Origin of the sequence: Pseudomonas sp. SIMBA_041 (assembly GCF_046535095.1) — a bacterium.
Lineage (GTDB): Bacteria > Pseudomonadota > Gammaproteobacteria > Pseudomonadales > Pseudomonadaceae > Aquipseudomonas > Aquipseudomonas mucoides.
Genome location: NZ_JAWRXJ010000010.1, coordinates 105801 through 127224 on the forward strand (window position 1 = coordinate 105801; position 21424 = coordinate 127224).

Genomic DNA, 21424 nt, shown 5'->3' on the forward strand with positions numbered 1-21424 from the left:
GTTAGCCACCACTGCTGCGGCATCCAAATCCAAAGTTTCGGGAGAGTGAACATGGGCAAAATTATCGGTATCGACCTGGGGACTACCAACTCCTGCGTCTCCGTGCTGGAAAACGGCGTAGCCAAAGTTATTGAAAATGCTGAAGGCGCGCGTACTACGCCGTCGATCATCGCTTACGCCAACGATGGCGAAATTCTGGTTGGCCAATCGGCCAAGCGTCAGGCTGTGACCAATCCGCATAACACCCTGTATGCGGTGAAGCGTCTGATCGGTCGTAAGTTTGACGAAGAAGTCGTACAGAAAGACATCAAGATGGTCCCGTACAAAATCGCCAAGGCCGACAACGGCGACGCGTGGGTAGAAGTGAACGGCCAGAAAATGTCGCCGCCACAAATCTCGGCTGAAATTCTGAAGAAAATGAAGAAGACCGCCGAAGACTACCTCGGCGAGCCAGTGACTGAAGCGGTGATCACCGTTCCGGCCTACTTCAACGACAGCCAGCGTCAAGCCACCAAAGACGCCGGCCGCATCGCGGGCCTGGACGTAAAACGTATCATCAACGAACCCACCGCAGCCGCTCTGGCTTACGGTATGGACAAGGCGAAAGGCGATCACACCGTGATCGTTTACGACTTGGGCGGCGGTACTTTCGACGTTTCCGTGATCGAGATCGCTGAAGTTGATGGCGAGCACCAGTTCGAAGTATTGGCCACCAACGGCGACACGTTCCTGGGTGGTGAAGACTTTGACATTCGTCTGATCGACTACCTCGTCGACGAATTCAAGAAAGAAAGCGGCATGAACCTCAAAGGTGACCCGCTGGCGATGCAGCGCCTGAAAGAAGCCGCTGAAAAAGCCAAGATCGAGCTGTCCTCCGCGCTGTCGACCGACGTGAACCTGCCGTACATCACTGCAGACGCCACCGGTCCGAAGCACTTGAACGTGAAGATTTCTCGCGCCAAGTTGGAAGCACTGGTTGAAGACCTGGTTCAGCGCACCATCGAACCTTGCCGCATCGCGCTGAAAGACTCCGGTATTGACGTTGGCGCGATCAACGACGTGATCCTGGTCGGCGGTCAGACCCGTATGCCACTGGTTCAGAAGCTGGTAACCGAGTTCTTCGGTAAAGAAGCTCGTAAAGACGTGAACCCGGACGAAGCGGTGGCCATGGGTGCTGCTATCCAGGGCGCGGTATTGGCTGGCGACGTTAAAGACGTTCTGCTGCTGGACGTTAGCCCGCTGACCCTGGGTATCGAAACCATGGGTGGCGTGATGACCGCGCTGATCGAGAAAAACACCACGATTCCTACCAAGAAATCGCAAGTATTCTCGACTGCCGATGACAACCAGGGCGCTGTGACCATTCACGTGCTGCAAGGTGAGCGTAAGCAAGCGGCCCAGAACAAGTCCTTGGGCAAGTTCGACCTGGCCGAGATTCCGCCAGCACCACGTGGCGTGCCACAAATTGAAGTGACCTTCGACATCGACGCCAACGGCATTCTGCACGTAGGCGCCAAAGACAAGGCCACCGGCAAGACTCAGTCGATCGTGATCAAGGCCAACTCCGGTCTGTCCGAGGAAGAAATTCAGCAGATGATTCGCGATGCTGAAACCAACGCCGACGCAGACCGTCAGTTCGAAGAACTGGCGACCGCTCGCAACCAGGGTGATGCACTGGTTCACTCGACGCGCAAAATGGTCGCTGACGCTGGCGATAAAGTGACTGCCGAAGAGAAGACTGCAATCGAAGCCGCTGTTGTTGCTCTGGAAGCCGCCGTCAAAGGCGACGACAAAGCTGCAATTGAAGCCAAAGTTGAAGAGCTGTCGAAAGTCTCTGCTCCAGTGGCGCAGAAGATGTACGCCGAACAGGCCCAGCCTGCTGAAGGCGCGGCACCGCAAGACGAAAAAGCTGAAAAGGCTGACGACGTTGTCGATGCCGAGTTCGAAGAAGTCAAAGACCACAAGTAAGTTGTTGGTCGCCCGGTTGACTGCCTTTAGGCGGTGACTGGTAGGATGTCGCCGCGCGGGAGCTTGCTCCCGCGTTGGCGTGTCTGGAATACGCGAATTTTTACAGCATGCGACAACGCTCGTGTGTTGTTGGTATGGCCGGGAATGCTCCTGCTTTTCGAGCCGAAAGTACCGCAATGAATCAAAGACCAGGATCGTTGAATTGACGTGAGTTGGGTCCGGGCCTGTATTGGGGCTCAACGAGTTTGGCAAGGCTCAGGAGAGGTTTGCCGAACGTCCTCAAGAGTGCAAAGACATATGGCAAAGCGTGACTATTACGAAGTATTGGGTGTTGAGCGTGGCTCAAGCGAAGCAGACCTGAAGAAGGCCTACCGCCGCCTGGCGATGAAGCATCACCCGGACCGTAATCCCGATGACAAAACGTCGGAAGAGATGTTCAAGGAGGCCAACGAGGCCTACGAAGTACTGTCCGACTCCAGCAAGCGCGCGGCCTACGACCAATACGGTCATGCCGGTGTCGACCCAAGCATGGGCGGCGGCGGTGCCGGTTTTGGCGGTCAGAACTTCTCCGACATCTTTGGCGATGTCTTCAGTGACTTCTTCGGTGGTGGTCGCGGCGGTTCCCGTGGCGGCGCCCAGCGCGGCAGCGACCTGCGTTACACCCTGGAACTGAACCTGGAAGAAGCGGTGCGCGGTACCACCGTGAATATCCGTGTTCCGACGCTGGTTAACTGCAAGCCGTGCGAGGGTTCGGGTGCCAAGAAAGGCTCCTCGCCAGTCACTTGCCCGACGTGCGGCGGTATCGGCCAGGTCCGTATGCAGCAAGGCTTCTTCTCGGTGCAGCAAACCTGCCCGCGTTGCCATGGCCAAGGCAAGATCATTTCCGACCCGTGCAACTCCTGCAACGGCGAAGGCCGCGTCGAAGAGTACAAAACCCTTTCCGTCAAAGTGCCGGCCGGTGTCGATACCGGTGACCGCATTCGCCTGTCTGGCGAAGGCGAGGCGGGCGCTCAGGGTGGCCCGACGGGCGACCTGTACGTGGTTATCAATGTGCGCGAGCACGCGATCTTCCAGCGTGACGGCAAGCACCTGTTCTGCGAAGTGCCGATCAGTTTTGTCGATGCGGCGTTGGGCGGAGAGCTGGAGATTCCGACCCTTGATGGTCGAGTCAAACTGAAAATCCCTGAGGGGACCCAGACCGGCAAGCAGTTCCGCGTTCGCGGCAAAGGCGTTGCGCCAGTGCGTGGCGGCGGTGCCGGTGACCTGATGTGCCGCGTGGCGGTTGAAACCCCGGTCAACCTGGGTCGTCGTCAGCGTGAACTGCTGGAAGAATTCCGCAGCTCTTTGGCGGACGACAACAGCCATTCGCCGAAAACCACCGGTTGGTTTGAAGGCGTGAAGCGCTTCTTCGGCGATTTGTAAGGAGTCGGCATGCGACGTATAGCTGTGATGGGCGCTGCCGGGCGCATGGGCAAGATTCTGGTCGAGGCCGTGCAGCAGCGCGCGCCGCTGACCGGTCTGACGGCGGCCATCGTGCGCCCCGGCAGCACACTGATTGGTGTGGATGCTGGCGAGCTGGCCTCGCTGGGCCGCATCGGCGTGCCGTTGTCCGGCAATCTGGAGTCGGTCGCTGATGAGTTCGATGTGTTGATCGACTTTACGCTGCCGGAAGTCATGCTGAAAAACCTCGCGTTCTGCCGCAAGGCCGGCAAAGCCATGGTCATCGGCACGACGGGGCTGGAGGCTGCGCAGAAGCAGTTGCTGGCCGAAGCGGGCAAAGACATTCCTATCGTGTTCGCGGCCAATTTCAGTGTCGGTGTCAACCTGTCGCTGAAGTTGCTCGACATGGCGGCGCGCGTGCTGGGTGATGACGCGGACATTGAAATCATCGAAGCGCATCACCGGCACAAGATTGATGCGCCTTCAGGCACCGCGTTGCGCATGGGTGAAGTGATTGCCAGTGCCCTGGATCGTGATCTGCAGAAGGTTGCGGTCTATGGTCGCGAAGGGCATACCGGCGCGCGTGAGCGTGAAACGATCGGCTTTGCCACGGTTCGTGGCGGTGATGTGGTCGGTGATCACACGGTGCTGTTCGCCTGCGAAGGTGAGCGTCTGGAAATCACCCATAAAGCGTCCAGCCGCATGACCTTCGCCAAGGGGGCGGTGCGGGCTGCGTTGTGGCTCGATGGTCGTGAGCCGGGTCTTTACGACATGCAAGACGTGCTTGATTTGCGTTAAGATGCACCCGAAATCGGGCTCAGACCCAGCGTTTGAGCCCGGTTTTACACTGCCAAGCGACGTCCTGTCGCATTCTCCAGCCTTTCGGGCTCATTGGCGGTAGACCAAAAAGGCCTTTTTCTGTAAGCTACAGCTTTAGTGTGTCCACTAAAAGCGCGCAGAATTATTCGGTGAAGAAGCGGGGTGACGTGTCCATACGTCACTCCGCTTTTTTACAACCTGCGATCGCCCTTTCAGGCTTTATTTACGGGAGGTCTTCTTGACTAAGCCAGCCATACTCGCCCTTGCTGATGGCAGCATTTTTCGCGGCGAAGCCATTGGAGCCGACGGTCAAACCGTTGGTGAGGTGGTGTTTAACACCGCAATGACCGGCTATCAGGAAATCCTTACCGATCCTTCCTACGCCCAACAGATCGTTACCCTGACCTACCCGCACATCGGCAACACCGGCACCACGCCGGAAGATGCCGAGTCTGACCGCGTCTGGTCTGCTGGCCTGGTCATTCGTGACCTGCCACTGGTTGCGAGCAACTGGCGTAACACGATGTCCCTGTCTGACTACCTGAAAGCCAACAACGTTGTGGCTATCGCCGGTATCGACACCCGCCGCCTGACGCGCATTCTGCGTGAGAAAGGCGCACAGAACGGCTGCATCATGGCCGGTGACAACATTTCTGAAGCCGCCGCCATCGCCGCCGCACAGGGTTTCCCTGGCCTGAAAGGCATGGACCTGGCAAAAGTCGTCAGCACCAAAGAGCAGTACGAATGGCGCTCGACTGTCTGGGATCTGAAAACCGACAGCCACGCAACCATCGACGCTGCCGAGCTGCCGTACCACGTGGTCGCCTACGACTACGGCGTCAAGCTGAACATCCTGCGCATGCTGGTCGCGCGCGGTTGCCGCGTGACCGTGGTACCTGCACAAACGCCTGCTGCCGATGTGCTGGCAATGAAGCCGGACGGCGTGTTCCTGTCCAACGGCCCTGGTGATCCGGAGCCATGCGACTACGCGATCCAGGCGATCAAGGACGTGCTCGAAACCGAGATCCCGGTGTTCGGCATCTGCCTCGGTCACCAACTGCTGGCTCTGGCCTCCGGCGCCAAAACCCTGAAAATGGGCCATGGCCACCACGGTGCCAACCACCCGGTCCAGGATCTGGACAGCGGTGTGGTGATGATCACCAGCCAGAACCACGGTTTTGCCGTAGACGAAGCGACCCTGCCGGCCAACGTTCGCGCGACCCACAAATCGCTGTTCGACGGCACCCTGCAAGGCATCGAGCGTACTGACAAGAGCGCCTTCAGCTTCCAGGGTCACCCGGAAGCCAGCCCTGGCCCGAACGACGTAGCGCCATTGTTCGATCGCTTCATCAACGAGATGGCCAAGCGACGCTGATCGCTCGCCTTGATGGTGCAAGGTTTGAGGGCGGTCCCGACACCGGCGGCCCCCTCAAGGCTTCAAAGATTGAACAAGACGGCTTGCCGACTGACCTGCGGATTTGAGTGACAAACCCATGCCAAAACGTACAGACATTAAAAGCATCCTGATTCTCGGCGCTGGCCCGATCGTTATCGGCCAGGCCTGCGAATTCGACTACTCCGGCGCCCAGGCCTGTAAAGCCCTGCGCGAAGAGGGTTACCGCGTCATCCTGGTGAACTCCAACCCGGCGACCATCATGACCGACCCGGACATGGCCGACGCCACCTACATCGAGCCGATCAAATGGCAGACCGTTGCCAAGATCATCGAGAAAGAGCGTCCGGACGCGCTGCTGCCAACCATGGGTGGCCAGACCGCTCTGAACTGTGCACTGGACCTGGAGCGCGAAGGCGTTCTGGAGAAGTTCGGCGTAGAGATGATCGGCGCCAATGCGGACACCATCGACAAGGCTGAAGACCGTTCGCGCTTCGACAAGGCGATGAAATCCATCGGCCTGGACTGCCCGCGTTCGGGTATCGCCCACAGCATGGAAGAAGCCAACGCCGTTCTCGAACGCCTGGGCTTCCCGTGCATCATCCGTCCGTCCTTCACCATGGGTGGCACCGGTGGCGGTATTGCTTACAACCGTGAAGAATTCGAAGAAATCTGCGCCCGTGGTCTGGACCTGTCGCCAACCAAAGAGCTGCTGATCGACGAATCCCTGATCGGCTGGAAAGAGTACGAGATGGAGGTTGTCCGCGATAAGAAGGACAACTGCATCATCGTCTGCTCCATCGAAAACTTTGACCCGATGGGCGTGCACACTGGTGACTCGATCACTGTTGCGCCAGCACAGACCTTGACGGACAAGGAATACCAGATCATGCGTAACGCCTCGTTGGCGGTACTGCGTGAGATCGGCGTGGAAACCGGCGGCTCTAACGTTCAGTTCGGCATCTGCCCGGACACTGGCCGTATGGTCGTGATCGAGATGAACCCGCGTGTTTCCCGCTCTTCAGCGCTGGCCTCGAAAGCCACTGGTTTCCCGATTGCGCGTATCGCTGCCAAGCTGGCGATCGGCTACACCCTCGACGAACTGTCGAACGAAATCACCGGCGGCGCTACGCCTGCGTCCTTCGAGCCGTCCATCGACTACGTCGTGACCAAGCTGCCACGTTTCGCCTTCGAGAAATTCCCGAAAGCCGACGCACGCCTGACCACTCAAATGAAGTCGGTCGGTGAAGTCATGGCCATCGGCCGGACCTTCCAGGAATCCCTGCAGAAAGCCCTTCGCGGTCTGGAAGTGGGCGTTTGCGGCCTGGACGAGAAGCTCGACCTGAGCAACCCGGAAAGCATGAGCGTGCTCAAGCGCGAACTGACTGTGCCGGGCGCCGAGCGTATCTGGTACGTGGCTGATGCCTTCCGCGCCGGTCTGTCGGTCAAAGACATCTTCGGCATGAACATGATCGACCCGTGGTTCCTGGTGCAGATCGAAGATCTGATCAAGGAAGAAGAGAAGGTCAAGACCCTGGGTCTGGCCAGCATCGACCGCGACGTGATGTTCCGCCTCAAGCGCAAAGGCTTCTCCGACATGCGTCTGGCCAAGCTGCTGGGCGTGACCGAGAAGGCGTTGCGTCGCCACCGTCACAAGCTCGAGGTTTACCCGGTCTACAAGCGCGTTGACACCTGCGCGGCCGAGTTCGCCACCGACACCGCCTACATGTACTCGACTTACGAGGAAGAGTGCGAAGCCGCGCCATCGGGCCGCGACAAGATCATGATCCTCGGCGGCGGTCCAAACCGTATCGGCCAGGGTATCGAGTTCGACTACTGCTGCGTACACGCGGCATTGGCTCTGCGCGAAGACGGTTACGAGACCATCATGGTCAACTGCAACCCGGAAACCGTATCCACTGATTACGACACCTCCGATCGCCTGTACTTCGAGCCAGTGACCCTGGAAGACGTGCTGGAAATCTGCCGAGTCGAGAAGCCCAAAGGCGTGATCGTCCAATACGGCGGCCAGACTCCGTTGAAACTGGCTCGCGCTCTGGAAGAAGCCGGCGTGCCAATCATCGGCACCAGCCCTGACGCCATCGACCGCGCCGAAGATCGTGAGCGTTTCCAGCAAATGGTCGAGCGCCTGAACCTGCGTCAGCCGCCAAACGCCACCGTGCGCAGCGAAGACGAAGCGATTCGTGCTGCTGCCAAGATCGGCTACCCGCTGGTGGTTCGTCCGTCCTATGTACTGGGCGGTCGTGCGATGGAAATCGTTTACGAAGAAGAAGAGCTGAAGCGTTACCTGCGTGACGCGGTGAAAGTGTCGAACGACAGCCCTGTGCTGCTCGACCACTTCCTCAACTGCGCCATCGAAATGGACGTGGATGCGGTCTGCGACGGCACTGACGTGGTGATCGGCGCGATCATGCAACACATCGAGCAGGCAGGCGTTCACTCCGGTGACTCCGCGTGCTCCCTGCCGCCGTACTCGCTGCCTGGCCACATCCAGGACGAGATGCGCGAACAGGTCAAGAAAATGGCCCTGGAGCTGGGCGTGGTCGGCCTGATGAACGTTCAGTTGGCGCTGCAAGGCGAAGACATCTACGTCATCGAAGTCAACCCGCGTGCTTCCCGTACCGTACCGTTCGTATCGAAGTGCATCGGTGTTTCCCTGGCAATGATCGCGGCTCGCGTCATGGCCGGTAAAACCCTGAAGGAAATCGGTTTCACCAAAGAAATCATCCCGAACTTCTACAGCGTGAAAGAGGCGGTATTCCCATTCGCCAAATTCCCTGGTGTGGACCCGATCCTGGGCCCAGAGATGAAGTCCACCGGTGAAGTGATGGGCGTGGGCGACACCTTTGGTGAAGCATTCGCCAAGGCCCAGATGGGCGCCAGCGAAGTGCTGCCGACTGGCGGTACCGCGTTCATCAGCGTTCGCGACGACGACAAGCCACTGGTTGCAGGCGTCGCTCGTGATCTGATCAACTTGGGTTTCGAAGTGGTCGCCACTGCCGGTACTGCCAAGCTGATCGAAGCCGCAGGCCTGAAAGTGCGCCGTGTGAACAAGGTGACCGAAGGTCGTCCGCACGTGGTCGACATGATCAAGAATGACGAAGTCACCCTGATCATCAACACCACCGAGGGTCGCCAGTCGATTGCCGACTCGTACTCCATTCGTCGTAATGCCCTGCAGCACAAGATCTACTGCACCACGACTATTGCTGCTGGCGAAGCCATTTGCGAAGCGCTGAAGTTCGGTCCCGAGAAGACCGTGCGCCGCTTGCAGGATCTACACGCAGGATTGAAGGCATGATCAAATACCCAATGACCGTCCAGGGCGCGAAAGCCCTGGAAGAAGAACACGCTCACCTGACCAAGGTCGTTCGTCCGAAGCTCAGCCAGGACATCGGCACGGCCCGCGAGTTGGGTGACTTGAAGGAAAACGCCGAATACCACGCTGCTCGTGAGCAGCAAGGGATGGTTGAGGCGCGGATTCGTGACATCGAAGGCCGGATTCAGAATCAGGTCATCATTGACGTCACGACCATTCCTCACACTGGCAAAGTGATTTTCGGCACGACCGTTGAAATCGCCAACGTCGAGACTGATGAAAGCGTCACCTACCACATCGTGGGTGAGGACGAGGCTGATTTCAAACTCGGCAAGATTTCCGTCGGTTCACCGCTGGCCCGCGCCTTGATTGCCAAGGAAGAGGGGGATGTGGTTGCCGTGAAAACGCCGAGTGGCGTGATCGAGTACGAGATTGTCGAAGTCCGCCACATCTAAAAGCCTGCGTCCGCTGCGTGCGGGCGCCATGGTTTGGCAGCTGACTCAGATGTTGTGGGTTGGCGGCTTGTGGCTGTTACACATCGGTCTGGTGCCGGCGCTGGGCCAAATAGGTCTGGCGCCGCTGCTGATCGACGAAATTGCAGGCATGCTGAATGCGCTGGTGGTGGGATTTGCCGCAGCGTGTGTGATTTTTCAGGCTTTGGTGCTGGTACAGGCCGATGGCCTTGCCAGTCTGTGGCGCGATATTCGTGGGCAACTGCTGCTGATGGCGCTGTATGCGTGCGCGATGTTTTTCGTGGTGCGCCTTGGTTGGCCGGAGGCGGTACGTTGGCAGGTGTTCAGCTATCTGGTTCTGGGTTTTTCAGGGCTGGTGCTGGTGTTGCAGCCGTTGCCGGGATGGAGTGGCAGGGTGCGCGAAGCACACCCTTGACCCTTGCCATCACTTGAAGCGATGGACGTTCGACAGCTGCTTGTTGACGCTGAAGTTCTTGCGGTAAATCAGTGCCATCTTGCCGATGACTTGAACCAAATCCGCTTTGCCGACCTTGCAGAGTTCTGCAATGGACGCCAGGCGCGATTCGCGATCGAGGATGTTGAGCTTGATTTTAATCAGCTCGTGATCCGCCAAAGCGCGTTCAAGTTCGGCTAACACACCTTCAGTCAAACCGTTGTCAGCCACAATCAAAACTGGTTTCAGATGGTGGCCAATGGATTTGTACTGTTTCTTCTGCTCTTGAGTGAGCGGCATAATCTGACCCTTTCGTCTGGATTCTGTAAAATGGCGGCCATTTTACCCGAGGGCTCGTGGATCCGCCCAACTAATCACGACCCTTATCATCGAGGTGCCCAATGGCGCGTTCCAAGACAAGCCTTGGTTGGCTGAAAAGACATGTCAACGATCCCTATGTGAAGCAGGCGCAGAAGGATGGCTACCGCTCGCGTGCGAGTTACAAACTTCTGGAGGTCCAGGAGAAATACAAGCTGATCCGTCCCGGCATGAGCGTGGTCGACCTGGGTGCAGCGCCCGGGGGGTGGTCGCAGGTGACTAGCCGTCTGATCGGTGGTGAGGGGCGTCTGATCGCCTCGGACATTCTGGAGATGGACAGCATTCCGGACGTGACTTTCATCCAGGGTGACTTCACCGAGGACGAAGTGCTCGCGCGGATCCTTGAAGCCGTGGGTAATTCGCAGGTGGACCTTGTGATTTCCGATATGGCCCCCAATATGAGTGGTACGCCTGAAGTGGACATGCCAAAAGCCATGTTCCTTTGCGAGCTGGCGCTTGATTTGGCGGAACGGATACTCAAGCCGGGTGGTAATTTCGTGATCAAGATTTTTCAAGGCGAAGGGTTTGATGTTTACCTGAAGGATACTCGTCGGAAATTCGACAAGATCCAGATGATCAAGCCAGACTCGTCTCGAGGCAGTTCCCGCGAGCAATACATGCTGGCTTGGGGTTACCGCGGGCGGAGTGAGTAAAACGAGGTTTTTTGGCGGGGCGATAGGTTTTTCGTATTTCGCCCCGTGAGCATTAGCGAATATTGTGTAGAAAGTGTTTCACAAAGGGTTACAGACGGCGCCTGCCAGAGCCGTAGGTAATGTAGTAAGTTAGGCCGGTGAATATCATGCGAAGCGCGCGCCATTAGCGGAGCTTGCTTCAGAGGGTAGTTAATTGAACGATATGGCAAAGAATCTGATCCTGTGGTTGATCATCGCGGCTGTCCTGGTGACGGTGATGAACAACTTCTCCAGCCCTAACGAGCCGCAGACCCTCAACTATTCCGACTTCATCCAGCAGGTCAAGGATGGCAAGGTCGAGCGCGTAGCGGTTGACGGCTACGTGATTACCGGTAAGCGCAACGATGGCGACAGCTTCAAGACCATTCGTCCGGCTATCCAGGACAACGGTCTGATCGGCGACCTCGTGGACAACCACGTCGTGGTCGAAGGCAAGCAGCCTGAGCAGCAAAGCATCTGGACTCAACTCCTGGTCGCAAGCTTCCCGATCCTCGTGATCATCGCCGTGTTCATGTTCTTCATGCGGCAGATGCAGGGCGGTGCAGGCGGCAAGGGCGGGCCGATGAGCTTCGGCAAGAGCAAGGCGCGCCTGCTCTCCGAAGACCAGGTGAAAACCACATTGGCTGACGTTGCCGGTTGCGACGAAGCCAAGGAAGAAGTCGGCGAACTGGTCGAGTTCCTCCGTGATCCGGGCAAGTTCCAGCGCCTGGGGGGTCGTATTCCTCGCGGCGTGCTGATGGTCGGTCCTCCGGGTACCGGTAAAACCTTGCTGGCCAAGGCGATTGCCGGCGAAGCGAAAGTGCCGTTCTTCACTATCTCCGGTTCCGATTTCGTTGAGATGTTCGTCGGTGTCGGTGCCAGCCGTGTTCGCGATATGTTCGAACAGGCCAAGAAGCACGCGCCGTGCATCATCTTCATCGATGAAATCGACGCCGTTGGTCGCCACCGTGGCGCTGGCATGGGCGGTGGTCACGATGAACGCGAGCAGACTCTCAACCAGTTGCTGGTAGAGATGGACGGCTTCGAAATGAACGACGGCATCATCGTTATCGCTGCAACCAACCGTCCGGACGTCTTGGACCCTGCGTTGCTGCGACCAGGCCGTTTTGACCGTCAGGTTGTGGTCGGTCTGCCAGACATTCGTGGTCGCGAACAGATTCTTAAAGTTCACATGCGCAAAGTGCCAATGGGCGACGATGTTGCTCCAGCGGTGATCGCTCGCGGCACGCCTGGTTTCTCCGGTGCTGACCTGGCCAACCTGGTGAACGAAGCTTCCTTGTTCGCCGCACGTGCTGGCAAGCGCATCGTCGAAATGAAAGAGTTCGAACTGGCGAAAGACAAGATCATGATGGGCGCCGAGCGCAAATCGATGGTCATGTCCGAGAAGGAAAAGCAGAACACTGCTTATCACGAAGCCGGCCACGCTATCGTGGGGCGCGTCGTGCCAGAGCATGATCCGGTCTACAAGGTCTCGATCATTCCGCGTGGTCGTGCGCTGGGTGTGACCATGTTCCTGCCGGAAGAAGATCGTTACAGCCTGTCCAAGCGTGCATTGATCAGCCAGATCTGCTCGCTCTATGGTGGCCGTATCGCTGAAGAAATGACCTTGGGCTTCGATGGCGTCACCACCGGTGCGTCCAACGACATCATGCGTGCCAGTCAGATTGCGCGGAACATGGTGACCAAGTGGGGCCTGTCGGAAAAACTCGGTCCGTTGATGTATGCCGAAGAAGAGGGCGAAGTGTTCCTCGGTCGCGGCGGCGGTGGTCAGAGTGCGAGCTTCTCTGGTGAGACAGCCAAGCTGATCGACTCTGAAGTGCGCAGCATCATTGATCAGTGCTACGGCACGGCCAAGCAGATCCTCACGGACAACCGCGACAAGCTTGATGCCATGGCGGATGCCCTGATGAAGTACGAGACGATCGATGCTGATCAGATCGATGACATCATGGCCGGTCGTGCACCTCGCGAGCCACGTGACTGGTCAGGTGGTACCGGTACTTCCGGGACACCTCCGGTGGTGCAGGACGAGCGTCCGGAAACACCGATCGGCGGTCCGGCTGCTGACGTATAAGGTTTGAAATGACTTCTGTTCAGTCCTCGACCCGGTTGCCTTGCGGCAACCGGGTTCTTGATTTGGCCCAGACGCATGTCATGGGCATTCTCAATGTCACTCCTGATTCCTTTTCCGACGGCGGCCGATACAGCCAGCTCGATGCGGCCCTGCGCCACGCCGAGTCGATGGTATTGGCGGGTGCGACACTGATTGATGTTGGTGGCGAATCAACCCGCCCAGGCGCCCGGGCGGTTTCGCCGCTTGAGGAGTTGGAGCGAGTAGCGCCTATCGTTGAGCGCATTCATCGCGAACTGGATGTGATCATTTCCGTCGATACCTCCACTCCAGCGGTCATGCGCGAGACTGCGCGGTTGGGGGCGGGGTTGATCAACGATGTGCGCTCGCTGCGTCGAGACGGTGCCCTGGATGCGGCCGCAGCCACCGGATTGCCCGTGTGTCTGATGCATATGCTCGGTGAGCCGGGCGACATGCAGGACAATCCGCACTACGAGGACGTCACCAGGGAAGTCGGCGATTTTCTCGCCGAGCGAATGGCTCAATGCGCGTTGGCGGGCATTCCGCCGGAGCGGATTATTCTTGATCCGGGTTTTGGCTTCGCGAAAACCTTGCAGCACAATCTAAGCTTGTTTAAGCATATGGAAGCCTTGCATGCCTTGGGGCGGCCCCTGTTGGTCGGGGTTTCGCGAAAGAGCATGATTGGTCAGGCCTTGAATCGGCCGGTTGGTGAGCGACTTTATGGTGGTCTTGCACTCGCAGCGCTGGCTTCAGCCAACGGGGCGCGTATATTGCGCGTCCATGATGTAGCTGAAACAGTGGACGTAGTGCGGATGATCGCCGCGGTGGAATCAGCCGAATAAGAATGATGGAGCACTTATGAGCAAAAAATACTTTGGTACCGACGGTATTCGTGGTCGTGTCGGTGAATACCCGATTACTCCTGACTTCATGCTCAAGCTCGGCTGGGCAGCGGGTATGGCGTTCCGCAAAATGGGCGCTTGCAAGGTATTGGTCGGCAAGGACACCCGGATCTCGGGCTACATGTTTGAATCTGCACTCGAGGCCGGGCTGACGTCGGCAGGTGCTGATGTCATGCTTCTGGGGCCGATGCCAACCCCGGCGATCGCCTACCTGACGCGTACCTTTCACGCTGAAGCCGGTATCGTGATCAGTGCCTCGCACAATCCTCACGATGACAACGGCATCAAGTTCTTCTCCGGAAAGGGTACCAAGCTGCCGGATGAAGTCGAGCTGATGATTGAAGAGTTGCTCGACACCCCGATGACCGTGGTTGAGTCGAGCAAGATCGGCAAAGTCTCGCGCATCAATGACGCTTCTGGTCGTTACATCGAATTTTGCAAAAGCAGCGTCCCGACCGGCACCAGTTTCGCGGGCCTGAAGATCGTGATCGACTGCGCTCACGGTGCGACCTACAAGGTTGCCCCAAGCGTATTCCGTGAGTTGGGTGCTGACGTTGTGGTGCTGTCCGCGCAGCCGAACGGTCTGAACATCAACGACAATTGTGGTTCTACCCATATGGGTCAGTTGCAGGCTGCCGTATTGGCCGAACATGCCGACCTGGGTATCGCGTTCGATGGTGACGGTGATCGTGTCCTGATGGTCGATCACACCGGCGCCATTGTTGATGGTGACGAGCTGCTTTACATCATCGCCCGCGATCTGCATGAGCGCGACAAGCTGCAAGGCGGTGTGGTCGGCACGTTGATGAGTAACCTGGGGCTGGAATTGGCCCTGGCGGATCTGTCTATTCCATTTGTGCGTGCCAACGTTGGCGATCGCTATGTCATCGCTGACTTGCTTGAGCGTAACTGGCTGGTGGGCGGTGAGAACTCGGGGCATATCGTTTGCTTCAATCACACCACGACCGGTGATGCGATCATTGCTGCACTGCAGGTGCTGATGGCGTTGAAGACTCGCTCCGAAGGGCTGGCTCAGGCCCGTCAAGCGCTGCGAAAGTGCCCTCAAGTGCTGATCAATGTCCGTTTTGGCGGTGGTGCGAGTCCGCTCGATCATCCTGCGGTCAAGGAAGCCAGTGACCGTGTTACCACGGCGATGGCGGGTCGTGGTCGGGTGCTGTTGCGCAAGTCCGGGACAGAGCCGTTGGTGCGTGTCATGGTCGAAGGCGAGGACGAAACACAGGTTCGCGGTTACGCCGAAGAGCTGGCAAAACTCGTTACTGAAGTTTCTGCCTGAATTCGGCTTGCCAGCCTTGATTGTGTTGGGTAACATCTGCGCCCACTTTGACCGACGAGGTACAGCATGCGTCGCCCTATGGTAGCTGGTAACTGGAAGATGCACGGTACCCGCGCCAGCGTCGCTGAGCTGATTAACGGCCTTAGTCATCTGGCCTTGCCGAGCGGTGTTGATGTAGCGGTATTCCCGCCTAGCTTGTTCATCAATCAAGTGATTGATGGCGTGAAGGGCAAGTCGATTTCGGTCGGCGCGCAGAATTCTGCGGTGGAAGCCATGCAAGGCGCATTGACCGGTGAAATTGCGCCGAGTCAGTTGGTGGATGCAGGTTGTACCCTGGTACTTGTCGGGCACTCCGAACGCCGCCAGATATTGGGTGAGCAGGACGCAGTGCTGATCCGCAAGTTCGCAGCGGCACAGGCATCTGGCTTGATCCCGGTGTTGTGCATAGGGGAGACCCTTGAGCAGCGCGAAGCCGGGAAAACGATTGAAGTTGTCTCGGCTCAGCTGGACAGCATCATCGATGAGCTGGGTGTCGGTGTATTTGCAAAAGCAGTGATCGCTTACGAGCCGGTTTGGGCCATTGGCACCGGGCTGACTGCTTCGCCGCAACAGGCGCAGGATGTGCATGCAGCCATTCGCGCGCAGTTGGCGGCAAAGAATTCTGAAGTCGCACAAGGTGTGCGGCTTCTATACGGCGGCAGCGTGAAGGCGGCCAATGCGGTCGAACTGTTCGGCATGCCGGATATCGATGGGGGCCTGATTGGTGGGGCTTCCCTGAATGCAGATGAGTTCGGTGCGATCTGTCGCGCCGCGGGAAACTGAAAAAATGCTGGAAACAGTCGTAGTCGTTTTTCATCTGCTGGGTGCATTGGGCGTAGTTGCTCTCGTATTGCTGCAGCAGGGTAAAGGTGCGGATGCTGGCGCGTCTTTCGGAGCAGGTGCTTCAAATACTGTGTTCGGAAGCCAAGGTTCCTCTACCTTTCTTAGTAAGTTTACTGCTATACTTGCCGCAGGTTTCTTCATAACCAGCTTAGGGTTAGGTTACTTTGCTAAAGAGAAAGCTCACCAGCTGACTCAAGTAGGTTTGCCAAACCCAGCGGTGTTGGAAGTTCCAAAGCAACAACCGGCTTCTGATGATGTACCGGTGCTTCAAGAGCAAAAGTCGGCTACTCCAGCGACTGACGTACCTCCAGCTCAAGAGCAAAAGTAAGAAGGGTTTCAAACGTAGTATTGCCGAGGTGGTGGAATTGGTAGACACGCAACCTTGAGGTGGTTGTGCCCATAGGGTGTAGGGGTTCGAGTCCCCTTCTCGGTACCAATTATCAGGAGAGCCCGCTGTTGCGGGCTTTCTTGTAGGTGGAAGGTTACATTGACCCTGTTCGGGATCGGTCGTATACTTCCGCCCCAGCTTTGTCGCGGGGTGGAGCAGTCTGGTAGCTCGTCGGGCTCATAACCCGAAGGTCGTCGGTTCAAATCCGGCCCCCGCAACCAGTTTAAGGAGCCCCTTTTAAGGGGCTTTTTGTTAGCTGGACACTTTCTACGCCGCTGTTCGACGGCGTTTCAAGGATGGGCGTTTCGCCCATTTTTTTATTTTGCATAGCATGCACATACATGCACGAGGGGGTTCAGGTGTCGAGCAAGCTAGAAGAGTTGCAGGCCTTGTTGGCCCCGGTGGTCGTGGCCCTGGGCTATGAATGCTGGGGTATTGAGTTTTCGGCTCAAGGTCGTCACTCGATGTTGCGCGTTTATATCGATAAAGAGGGCGGTGTGCTGGTGGACGATTGCGCCATTGTCAGCCGTCAGATCAGCGGTGTCCTGGATGTTGAAGATCCGATCGCCGTTGAATACACCCTTGAAGTTTCCTCGCCTGGCATGGAACGCCCGCTGTTCACTATTGAGCAGTTTGCAAAATTTGCCGGTGAACAAGTGAAGATCAAGCTGCGCTCGCCTTTTGAAGGACGACGCAACTTTCAGGGCCTTCTGCGCGGTGTAGAAGAGCAGGACGTCGTGGTGCAGGTAGAAGACCATGAGTTCCTGTTGCCGATCGATATGATCGACAAGGCCAACATTATTCCCAGTTTTGACTGAGACGCGGATCCCGCGGATCCAATGGCTTGCGAAAGGCGAGGCGTACGATGAGCAAAGAAGTACTGCTGGTTGTTGAGTCGGTATCCAATGAAAAGGGCGTACCGGCAAACGTAATTTTTGAAGCGCTGGAGCTGGCCCTGGCCACTGCTACCAAAAAGCGTTTTGAGGACGAAGTCGATCTGCGTGTGGAAATCAATCGCCACACCGGTGCTTACGAGACATTCCGTCGCTGGACGGTCGTCGAAGAAGCAGACCTGGACGATCCGGCCATTGAAACCTGGCCGAGCAAGGTTGCCGAAACGCATCCTGGTGCCAAGGTTGGCGATGTAGTCGAAGAAAAAATCGAATCCATCGAGTTCGGCCGTATCGCTGCACAGACTGCCAAGCAAGTCATCGTGCAGAAAGTTCGTGAAGCCGAGCGCGCTCAAGTCGTTGACGCCTATCGCGAGCGCCTGGGGGAAATCATCTCCGGCACCGTGAAGAAAGTGACCCGCGACAACGTGATCGTCGACCTGGGCAACAACGCTGAAGCGTTGCTGGCTCGTGAAGACATCATCTCTCGCGAAACCTTCCGTGTCGGCGTGCGTCTGCGTGCGCTGCTCAAGGAAATCCGCACCGAGAACCGCGGCCCGCAGCTGATCCTGTCGCGTACCGCGCCGGAAATGCTGATCGAGTTGTTCCGCATCGAAGTGCCGGAAATCGCTGAAGGCCTGATCGAAGTAATGGCTGCGTCCCGTGATCCGGGTTCGCGCGCCAAGATCGCGGTCCGCTCCAAGGACAAACGCATCGACCCGCAGGGCGCTTGCATCGGTATGCGCGGTTCGCGCGTCCAGGCAGTGTCGGGTGAGTTGGGCGGTGAGCGTGTGGACATCGTCCTGTGGGACGACAACCCGGCTCAGTTCGTGATCAATGCCATGTCCCCGGCAGAGGTTGCAGCAATTATCGTTGACGAAGATGCCCATGCAATGGACATCGCCGTTGGCGCAGACAATCTGGCTCAGGCCATCGGTCGTGGTGGTCAGAACGTGCGTCTGGCTAGCCAATTGACTGGCTGGACCCTGAACGTGATGACCGAATCGGACATCCAGGCTAAGCAGCAAGCAGAAACCGGCGACATCCTGCGCAACTTCATCGACGAGCTGGAAGTCGACGAAGACCTGGCACAGGTGCTGGTAGATGAAGGCTTCACCAGCCTGGAAGAGATTGCCTACGTACCGTTGGAAGAAATGCTCAACATCGACGGCTTTGACGAAGAAACCGTCAACGAGCTTCGCGCTCGTGCCAAGGATCGTTTGTTGACCAAAGCCATCGCTACTGAGGAAAAGCTGGCAGACGCCCATCCGGCCGAAGACCTGCTCTCGCTTGAGGGTATGGACAAGGATTTGGCGATGGAACTGGCGGTGCGCGGCGTAATTACCCGCGAAGACCTGGCCGAGCAGTCTATTGACGACCTGCTCGACATCGACGGCATTGACGATGATCGTGCCGGCAAGTTGATCATGGCCGCCCGAGCCCACTGGTTCGAGTAATTAGGCGCGGCCTGAGGAGAGAAGTGCATGACGCAAGTCACGGTGAAACAACTGGCCGATGAGGTCAAAACACCGGTAGAGCGCCTGTTGCAGCAGATGCGTGAGGCAGGTCTGCCGCACACCGCCGCCGAAGAAAGTGTGACTGACAGTGAGAAGCAATCGTTGCTGACTCACTTGAAAAGCAGTCACAAGGCGAAAGTGGAAGAACCACGCAAGATCACGCTGCAGCGTAAAACCACCAGCACCCTGCGTGTTGCTGGCAGCAAAAGCATCAGCGTTGAAGTCCGCAAAAAGAAAGTTTTCGTACAGCGCAGCCCGGAAGAAATCGAAGCCGAGCGCAAACGCGAACTGGAAGAACGTCGCGCAGTAGAAAACGCTGCCCGTCAGAAGGCTGAAGAAGAAGCCAAGCGTCGCGCCGAAGAAGAAGCGCGTCGCCAGCCTGCTGCTGCGCAAAACGCTACGACCGACGCTGTTGCAGCGCCTGCTGCAGTTGCCGAACCCGTGCGTGAAAGCGCGCCGGTTGTGGCGGCTGCACCAGCACCGTCTGCTGACGTTCGCAATAAGCAGAACGAACAGCGCCGTCCGGACAAACCACGTGCCGACGATAACAATCGTCGTGGCAGTGGCGATGGCGAGCGCAAAAACGCTCCGCATCGTGCTTCGGTCAAAGAGAAAGCGCCTGCTCCACGTGTTGCGCCACGTACTACCGACGAAGAAAGCGATGGCTTCCGTCGTGGTGGTCGCGGCAAGGCCAAGCTGAAGAAACGCAACGCCCACGGTTTCCAGAGCCCAACCGGCCCTGTTGTGCGCGAAGTGAAGATCGGCGAGACCATCACTGTTGGCGATCTCGCCCAGCAGATGTCGGTCAAGGCTGCTGAAATCATCAAGTTCATGTTCAAACTGGGTACTCCAGCGACCATCAACCAGGTACTGGATCAGGAAACTGCCCAACTGGTTGCTGAAGAGCTGGGCCACAAAGTGACCCTGGTCAGCGACACAGCCCTGGAAGATTCCCTGGCCGAGTCCCTGAAGTTTGAAGGTGAAGCGTTCTCCCGTGCACCAGTCGTGACCGTCATGGGCCACGTTGACCACGGCAAGACCTCGCTGCTCGACTACATCCGTCGTGCCAAGGTAGCTGCAGGCGAAGCCGGCGGTATCACCCAGCACATCGGTGCATACCACGTTGAAACCGAACGCGGCATGGTCACCTTCCTCGACACCCCGGGTCACGCCGCGTTTACCGCAATGCGTGCTCGTGGTGCCAAGGCGACCGACATCGTGATCCTGGTGGTTGCAGCGGACGACGGCGTTATGCCGCAGACCGTTGAAGCCGTTCAGCACGCCAAGGCTGCCGGTGTTCCGCTGGTTGTTGCAGTGAACAAAATCGACAAGCCGGGCGCCGATCTCGATCGCATCCGTAGCGAACTGTCGGTTCACGGCGTGACCTCGGAAGAGTGGGGCGGCGACACCCCGTTCGTGTCGGTTTCGGCGAAAGTCGGTACTGGCGTGGACGAGTTGCTCGAAGCTGTTCTGCTGCAAGCCGAAGTGCTGGAATTGAAAGCAACTCCGTCGGCTCCTGGCCGTGGCGTTGTGGTTGAATCGCGTCTCGACAAAGGTCGTGGCCCGGTTGCAACCGTTCTGGTTCAAGACGGTACCCTGCGTCAAGGCGACATGGTGCTGGTCGGTTCGAACTATGGCCGTGTACGTGCCATGCTCGACGAGAACGGCAAGCCGATCAAGGAAGCCGGTCCTTCCATCCCTGTCGAGATCCTCGGCCTGGACGGTACCCCGGACGCTGGCGACGAGATGAGCGTGGTTGCCGACGAGAAGAAAGCCCGTGAAGTGGCTCTGTTCCGTCAAGGCAAGTTCCGCGAAGTCAAACTGGCCCGTGCTCACGCCGGCAAGCTTGAAAACATCTTCGAGAACATGGGTCAGGAAGAGAAGAAGACGCTCAACATCGTCCTCAAATCCGACGTCCGTGGTTCGCTGGAAGCGTTGAACGGTGCCTTGAACGGCCTGGGTAACGACGAAGTGCAAGTGCGTGTTGTGGGCGGCGGCGTGGGTGGTATCACCGAGTCCGACGCCAACCTGGCACTGGCTTCCAACGCTGTACTGTTCGGCTTCAACGTGCGTGCCGATGCCGGCGCTCGCAAGATCGTCGAGCAGGAAGGTCTGGATATGCGTTACTACAACGTGATCTACGACATCATCGAAGACGTCAAGAAAGCCCTGACCGGTATGCTGGGCAGCGATGTTCGCGAGAACATCCTGGGTACCGCTGAAGTGCGTGACGTGTTCCGTTCGCCGAAGTTTGGCGCGATCGCCGGTTGCATGGTTATCGAAGGTGTTGTTCACCGTAACCGTCCAATCCGTGTACTGCGTGAAGACATCGTTATCTTCGAAGGCGAGCTGGAATCCCTGCGCCGCTTCAAGGATGACGCTTCCGAAGTACGTGCCGGCATGGAATGCGGTATCGGCGTGAAGAGCTACAACGACGTTAAAGTCGGTGACAAGATCGAAGTCTTCGAGAAGGTTCAGGTTGCTCGCAGCCTCTAACTCGCGCACTTCAAGGGCCACGCCAAG

Annotated in this window: 17 protein-coding genes and 2 tRNA genes; 18 read left to right on the forward strand and 1 reads right to left on the reverse strand. The window is 57.7% G+C overall.

All coding sequences use genetic code 11. The features are described from left to right. The first annotated feature begins 51 nt into the window (after positions 1-51). From dnaK to SB725_RS23270, 7 genes are all read left to right on the forward strand, one after another. The gene (gene dnaK / locus SB725_RS23240; RefSeq protein WP_027924451.1) at positions 52-1968 is read left to right on the forward strand and encodes a molecular chaperone DnaK; all 1917 of its coding nucleotides are present in this window, start codon (positions 52-54) and stop codon (positions 1966-1968) included. A 297-nt stretch (positions 1969-2265) separates the two neighbouring features. Next, complete coding sequence (gene dnaJ, locus SB725_RS23245; protein WP_027924452.1) at positions 2266-3390, forward strand: molecular chaperone DnaJ; 1125 nt, start codon at positions 2266-2268, stop codon at positions 3388-3390. A 9-nt stretch (positions 3391-3399) separates the two neighbouring features. After that, complete coding sequence (gene dapB / locus SB725_RS23250; RefSeq protein ID WP_027924453.1) at positions 3400-4206, forward strand: 4-hydroxy-tetrahydrodipicolinate reductase; 807 nt, start codon at positions 3400-3402, stop codon at positions 4204-4206. Positions 4207-4465: 259 nt separating this feature from the next. After that, positions 4466-5602 carry a glutamine-hydrolyzing carbamoyl-phosphate synthase small subunit gene (gene carA, locus SB725_RS23255; protein WP_027924454.1) on the forward strand — a complete coding sequence of 379 codons (1137 nt, stop codon included), beginning with the start codon at positions 4466-4468 and terminating at the stop codon, positions 5600-5602. 118 nt (positions 5603-5720) lie between these two features. Then, complete coding sequence (carB, locus tag SB725_RS23260; protein ID WP_410922637.1) at positions 5721-8942, forward strand: carbamoyl-phosphate synthase large subunit; 3222 nt, start codon at positions 5721-5723, stop codon at positions 8940-8942. Further along, the gene (gene greA, locus SB725_RS23265; protein WP_027924456.1) at positions 8939-9415 is read left to right on the forward strand and encodes a transcription elongation factor GreA; all 477 of its coding nucleotides are present in this window, start codon (positions 8939-8941) and stop codon (positions 9413-9415) included. The genes carB and greA overlap by 4 nt, the downstream gene beginning before the upstream one ends. A gap of 28 nt (positions 9416-9443) precedes the next feature. Beyond that, positions 9444-9848 (forward strand): MFS transporter, encoded by a 405-nt coding sequence (locus SB725_RS23270; protein WP_410922660.1) that lies wholly within the window; start codon positions 9444-9446, stop codon positions 9846-9848. A 9-nt stretch (positions 9849-9857) separates the two neighbouring features. On the opposite strand, the gene SB725_RS23275 is transcribed toward SB725_RS23270, so the two are convergent. Then, positions 9858-10166 carry a YhbY family RNA-binding protein gene (locus tag SB725_RS23275; protein WP_007942889.1) on the reverse strand — a complete coding sequence of 103 codons (309 nt, stop codon included), beginning with the start codon at positions 10164-10166 and terminating at the stop codon, positions 9858-9860. Positions 10167-10267: 101 nt separating this feature from the next. Here SB725_RS23275 and rlmE point away from each other — a divergent pair, with 101 nt between their 5' ends. The 11 genes from rlmE to infB all read left to right on the forward strand — a co-directional run bounded on the left by rlmE (position 10268) and on the right by infB (position 21397). Then, a complete protein-coding gene (gene rlmE, locus SB725_RS23280) occupies positions 10268-10897 on the forward strand; it encodes a 23S rRNA (uridine(2552)-2'-O)-methyltransferase RlmE (protein ID WP_027924458.1) in 630 nt (209 codons plus the stop codon). Between the two features lie 202 nt (positions 10898-11099). Then, the gene (gene ftsH, locus SB725_RS23285) at positions 11100-13010 is read left to right on the forward strand and encodes an ATP-dependent zinc metalloprotease FtsH (protein ID WP_032833566.1); all 1911 of its coding nucleotides are present in this window, start codon (positions 11100-11102) and stop codon (positions 13008-13010) included. Between the two features lie 8 nt (positions 13011-13018). Continuing rightward, complete coding sequence (gene folP / locus SB725_RS23290) at positions 13019-13870, forward strand: dihydropteroate synthase (RefSeq protein ID WP_059181636.1); 852 nt, start codon at positions 13019-13021, stop codon at positions 13868-13870. A 16-nt stretch (positions 13871-13886) separates the two neighbouring features. Then, entirely contained in the window at positions 13887-15224 is a 1338-nt protein-coding gene (glmM, locus tag SB725_RS23295; RefSeq protein ID WP_027924461.1) for a phosphoglucosamine mutase, read from the forward strand. Positions 15225-15290: 66 nt separating this feature from the next. Next, complete coding sequence (gene tpiA, locus SB725_RS23300; protein WP_027924462.1) at positions 15291-16046, forward strand: triose-phosphate isomerase; 756 nt, start codon at positions 15291-15293, stop codon at positions 16044-16046. Between the two features lie 4 nt (positions 16047-16050). After that, positions 16051-16434, forward strand: coding sequence for a preprotein translocase subunit SecG (gene secG, locus SB725_RS23305; RefSeq protein ID WP_017336473.1), 384 nt, complete (start codon positions 16051-16053; stop codon positions 16432-16434). 22 nt (positions 16435-16456) lie between these two features. After that, a tRNA-Leu gene (locus SB725_RS23310) sits at positions 16457-16542 on the forward strand. A gap of 96 nt (positions 16543-16638) precedes the next feature. After that, positions 16639-16715 (forward strand) — tRNA-Met (locus SB725_RS23315). 138 nt (positions 16716-16853) lie between these two features. Next, positions 16854-17312, forward strand: coding sequence for a ribosome maturation factor RimP (gene rimP, locus SB725_RS23320; RefSeq protein ID WP_010463487.1), 459 nt, complete (start codon positions 16854-16856; stop codon positions 17310-17312). 47 nt (positions 17313-17359) lie between these two features. Then, positions 17360-18841, forward strand: coding sequence for a transcription termination factor NusA (gene nusA, locus SB725_RS23325; RefSeq protein WP_007900474.1), 1482 nt, complete (start codon positions 17360-17362; stop codon positions 18839-18841). Positions 18842-18868: 27 nt separating this feature from the next. Beyond that, on the forward strand, positions 18869-21397 hold the full coding sequence (gene infB / locus SB725_RS23330) for a translation initiation factor IF-2 (RefSeq protein ID WP_027924463.1): 2529 nt from the start codon (positions 18869-18871) through the stop codon (positions 21395-21397). Positions 21398-21424 lie beyond the last annotated feature (27 nt).